The 243-nt window shown below is 69.5% G+C and carries 1 pseudogene; it reads right to left on the reverse strand.

Annotated features, from left to right (window positions below):
• A pseudogene (locus ACR9ZK_RS23120) lies at positions 1 to 225 on the reverse strand (NmrA family transcriptional regulator); the annotation flags it as partial.
• Positions 226 to 243: the final 18 nt, after the last annotated feature.

Here is a 243-nt window from a genome sequence, read left to right on the forward strand (position 1 = left end):
GAGGAAGTACGGGCTGTCGATGCGGTGCGCGCCCAGCGCCGAGAGCATGACGTGGTGGGCCACGCCGAACCGCTGTCCGGCCCACAGGATGTTCGTCGTGCACGTCTCGAAGAAGGCCGCCGGCGGCTCGTCGTCGTACGGCGAACATGACACGTTGGTGACGTCGATGACGACGTCCGCGCCGTTCACCGCCTCGGCGCGTCCCTGCCCGGTGTACGCGTTCACCCCGGTTCGCCGGGTCGC

It is taken from the genome of Monashia sp. HAY1-5C (genome assembly GCF_056755255.1).